Raw genomic sequence first — 4,391 nt, 5'->3', positions numbered from 1 at the left:
GCACCCGCCCGCGCCGCACGCCGCACCAGCGCCGCCGCCCCGGCCAGCACGACAAAGGCCGCCAGAACGCCCCCCGCCATGCCAAGCGTCAGCCCCCCACAGCCCCGAAAACAGCGCCGCGGCCCCCACCAGCGCGACCAGCGCCGCGGCGATCATCATCAGGAACCGCCGTTCAGGCAGCCGCCTCCGGATGCGTCGGCGTCACGAAACAGCGTCGCCGCCCGGATGCGCCGGGTGCGCGCCAAGGGCCACAGCGCAAAGATGAACGCCGTCAGCACGCCATAGACCGCCGCCTGCGCCAACGGGCCGGGATAGACGCCAAAGACCGCCGGCACCGGCAGGCGCGCCGACAGCAGCGGCGCCAATGCCAGCGGCACCAACGCCCCCAGGATCAGCCCCGCCACCACGCCGATCGCGGTCACCGCACCGATCTGCAGCAGGTAGACCTGAAAGATCGTGCGCCCCGACGCGCCGAAGGTCTTCAGCACGGCGATGGTTTCGGTCTTGCGCGCCAGATGCGCGCGCACCGCCGCCGACACGCCGACGCCGCCCACGGCCAGCCCGGTCAGCCCGACCAGCACCAGGAACGCGCCGATGCGGTCGACGAAACTGTCGATGCCCGGCGCGCCGCGGCGGCTGTCGCGCCAGCGCGCGCCGCTGTCGGGGAACGCCGCGCGCCAGTCGGTCCGCAGCGCGTCCAGATCGGTCCCCGGCGGCAGCGCCAGACGATAGTTGCTGTCATAGAGCGTCCCGGCGCCCAGCAGCTCGCTGTCCCCCAACGCCTCGCGCAGGACCAGCGTGCGGGGACCAAATCCGAAGCTGGCCGCACCCGCATCGGGTTCGCTGACCAGCCGGGCGGTCAGCACGAAATCCTGCGTGCCAAGGCGGAAGACGTCGCCCGGTGTCAGCCCCAGCCTGTCGGCCAACAGCGGCGCCATGACCCCGCCCGGCAGGCCCTGCGGCGTCGGCCCCAAGGCCTGCGCCAACGGCACAGGCGGGTCCAGCACCACCTGCCCCAGCAGGGGCCAGGCCGCGTCCACGCCCTTGACCTGGGTCAGGGCGCGTTCCGACGCATCGTCCTGGCCGACCACGGCCATCGACCGGAAATCGACGATTTCGGAAACGGTTACGGCCCGATCCTCCAGCCAGTCCCGTTCCGCCGGGGTGGCAAAGCGATAGGTCAGCTGCACCTCGCATCGCCGCCCAGCAGGATCGCGCCCTGCGACGTCAGCCCTGCCTGAATCGCCGCTCGCACCGACCCCACGGCGGCGATCGCCGCCACGCCAAGCGCCAGACAGGTCAGCAGCACCCAGAACCCGCGCCAGCCCCCGCGCAGATCGCGCCGCGCCAGCCGGGCCGCCAGCCGCAGGCTCATGCCGCGACCTCGGTGGCCAGCCGACCGTCGGCCAGACGGATCACCCGGTCGCAGCGCTGCGCCAGGTCGGGGTCATGCGTCACCAGCACCAGCGTCGCGCCATGATCGGCGCGCAGGCCGAACAGCAGGTCCATGATCGCCTGCCCCGTCGCGCCATCCAGATTGCCGGTGGGTTCGTCCGCCAGCAGGATCGCGGGCCGCGGCGCCGCGGCGCGGGCCAGCGCCACCCGTTGCTGTTCGCCGCCCGACAGTTGCGCGGGGTAATGGTCGCGCCGCGCGGCCAGACCGACCCGGTCCAGTTCCGCCGCAGCGCGGGCGAAGGCGTCGGGCGCACCGGCCAGTTCCAGCGGCGTCGCGACGTTTTCCAGCGCGGTCATGGTGGGGATCAGGTGGAACGATTGGAACACCACCCCCATATGGGACAGACGAAAGCGCGCCAGCGCATCCTCGTCCAGCGCGGTCAGATCCTGGCCCATCGCCTGGACCAGGCCGCCCGTGGCGCGTTCCAGACCGCCCATCAGCATGAGGAGCGACGACTTGCCCGATCCCGAAGGACCCACCAGCCCGACCGTTTCCCCCCGCGCCACCTCCAGCGTGATGCCGCGCAGGATGTCCACCGGCCCCGCATTGCCCTGCAGCGTCAATTGCGCGTCGCGCAGGCGGATCACCGGGTCGGCCATGGGCTCGGTCCTCTTGTCTTGGGCTATGGCGGCACGATACGGGGCGCGCGCCGCGATTGGCAACCGCGCCCGGTCCGCCTTGGCGGCGCTGGCGGTCACGGTCATGGCATCGTGCGCAACCCCTGCTGACGCAGAGACGCTGCGCCTGACCGCCCTGGGCGACAGTCTGACGCAGGGATACGGCCTGCCGCAGGAGGAGGGGTTCGTCCCCGTGCTGCAGGCCTGGCTGCAGGATCGGGGCCATGACGTGACGGTGACGAATGCGGGCGTGTCGGGGGACACGACGGCGGGGGGTGCGGCGCGCATCGACTGGACGCTGGCCGACGCGCCCGACGCGATGATCGTGGCGCTTGGCGGCAACGACCTGCTGCGCGGGATCGACCCGGCCTCCAGCCGCGCGAACTTGACGGCGATCCTGGACAAGACGCGGGCGGCGGGGGTGCCCGTGCTGCTGGCGGGCCTGCCCGCGCCGGGCAATTACGGCCCCGATTTCAAGCGCGACTTCGAGGCGATGTATGTGGACCTTGCCACGGAATACGACGCCGTGCTGGTCCCCGATTTCCTGGGGCCGATCGGCGAAAAGGCCACGCAGGGCCTGTCGCTGACCGACCTGATGCAGGACGACCGCATCCACCCCAACGCCCTTGGCGTTGAACAGATCGTGGAGGCGATCGGCCCGCAGGTCGAGGAGCTGCTGACCCGCGCGGATCAGTAACGCGCGGCCATTTCCGGCAGGGACAGCGGGCGCAGCCTGTCGGCATTGCCCGCGGTCCCGAAGGCCTCGAACCGGTCGCGGCAGACCTGCGCCATCATCGCCATCGCGGGCTTCAGATAGCGCGCGGGTCGAACTCGGCCGGGTGTTCGGCCAGCACGCGGCGGATCGCGGCGGTCATGGCCAGGCGGTTGTCGGTGTCGATGTTCACCTTGCGCACGCCGTGGCGGATGCCGCGCTGGATCTCGTCGACCGGGACGCCCCAGGTGGGGCGGATATCGCCGCCATGCGCGTTGATGATCGCCTGCAGATCCTCGGGGACCGAACTGGACCCGTGCATCACCAGATGCGTGTTGGGCAGGCGGCGGTGGATCTCCTCGATCACGTGCATGGCCAGGATGTCGCCGTCGGGCTTGCGCGTGAATTTATACGCGCCGTGGCTGGTGCCCATGGCGATGGCAAGGGCGTCCACGCCGGTATCCTCGACGAAACGCACGGCCTCGTCGGGGTCGGTCAGCAGCTGATCCTCGGACAGCTTGCCCTCGGCGCCGTGGCCGTCCTCGGCGTCGCCCATGCCGGTCTCAAGGCTGCCCAGCACGCCCAGCTCTCCCTCGACGGACACGCCGCAGGCATGGGCCATTTCGGTCACGCGGCGGGTGATGTCGGCGTTATAGGCGTAATCGGCGGGCGTCTTGCCATCCGATTTCAGCGACCCGTCCATCATCACCGACGTGAACCCGTTCTGGATCGCGGTCGCGCAGGTCTCCAGCCCGTTGCCATGGTCCAGATGCATGCAGATCGGGATGTCGGGATAGGCCCGCGCCAGGCCCGCGATCAGCCCGGCCAGCACCGCGTCATTGGCATAGGCCCGCGCGCCGCGGCTGGCCTGCAGGATCACCGGGCTGCGGGTGGCCTGGGCCGCCTGCATCACGGCCAGCCCCTGTTCCATGTTGTTGATGTTGAAGGCGGGCACGGCATAGCCATGCTCGGCGGCGTGGTCCAGCAACTGACGCAGGGTGATCATGGCCATGGGGGGGTCATCCTTTGAGGGCGGCGTGAAGCGCGTCGATCTCGTCCGAGGCGCCAAAGAACAGGGGGGTGAAGTCATGCAGGCCGCGCGGCGCGCGATCCAGAATCGGGCCATGCCCGTCGGTCGCGCGGCCGCCAGCCTGTTCGATCAGAAAGGCGATGGGCACGCATTCATAGATCAGCCGCAACCGGCCGTCGGCATATCCCGGCCGCGCGTCCGCGGGGTACAGGAACGCGCCACCCTTCAGCAGGATGCGGTGCAGTTCGCCCACGGCGGCGGCCAGCCAGCGCATGTTGAAATCGCGCCCGCGCGGACCGTCGGCCCCGGTGCGCAGGTCGCGGGCCCAGCCCTGCAACCCCGGCGTCCAGTGGCGTTCGTTCGAGGCGTTATAGGCGATGGTCGATGCCTGCGGTTTCAGGCGCAGGTCCTGACGGCTGACGCGGAAGGCATGGGCCTCCGCGTCCCAGGTGGCGACATGGACGCCCGCGCCGGTCGACCAACCGAAATCGACCGAATGACCAAAGGACGCGTATCCCGCCGCCACGACCGCCCTGCCCGTCCGCGCGAACCCCTGCGGATCGGCGGGCAGGATGC

Annotated in this window: 2 protein-coding genes and 3 pseudogenes; 1 reads left to right on the top strand and 4 read right to left on the bottom strand. The window is 70.8% G+C overall.

From position 1 onward, the window contains the following. A pseudogene (locus tag TY51_RS17985) lies at positions 1 to 1,375 on the bottom strand (ABC transporter permease); the annotation flags it as partial. Beyond that, positions 1,372 to 2,055, bottom strand: a complete 684-nt coding sequence (locus tag TY51_RS17980) for an ABC transporter ATP-binding protein (RefSeq protein WP_042252273.1) — start codon at positions 2,053 to 2,055, stop codon at positions 1,372 to 1,374. The pseudogene TY51_RS17985 and the gene TY51_RS17980, both read right to left, overlap by 4 nt. Before the next feature lie 25 nt (positions 2,056 to 2,080). Here TY51_RS17980 and TY51_RS17975 point away from each other — a divergent pair, with 25 nt between their 5' ends. Beyond that, the gene (locus TY51_RS17975; RefSeq protein WP_042252270.1) at positions 2,081 to 2,770 is read left to right on the top strand and encodes an arylesterase; all 690 of its coding nucleotides are present in this window, start codon (positions 2,081 to 2,083) and stop codon (positions 2,768 to 2,770) included. On the opposite strand, the pseudogene fba reads toward TY51_RS17975, so the two are convergent. Next, positions 2,764 to 3,797 (bottom strand): annotated as a pseudogene (gene fba / locus TY51_RS17970) (class II fructose-bisphosphate aldolase). The gene TY51_RS17975 and the pseudogene fba sit on opposite strands and share 7 nt — an antisense overlap. Positions 3,798 to 3,804: 7 nt before the next feature. Continuing rightward, positions 3,805 to 4,391 (bottom strand): annotated as a pseudogene (locus TY51_RS22895) (fructose-bisphosphatase class I); the annotation flags it as partial.

It is taken from the genome of Paracoccus sp. PAMC 22219 (assembly GCF_000787695.1).
Taxonomy (GTDB): domain Bacteria; phylum Pseudomonadota; class Alphaproteobacteria; order Rhodobacterales; family Rhodobacteraceae; genus Paracoccus.
The sequence above is the reverse complement of the archived record's forward strand: the minus strand, read 5'-3'. Positions and strand labels throughout refer to the sequence as shown.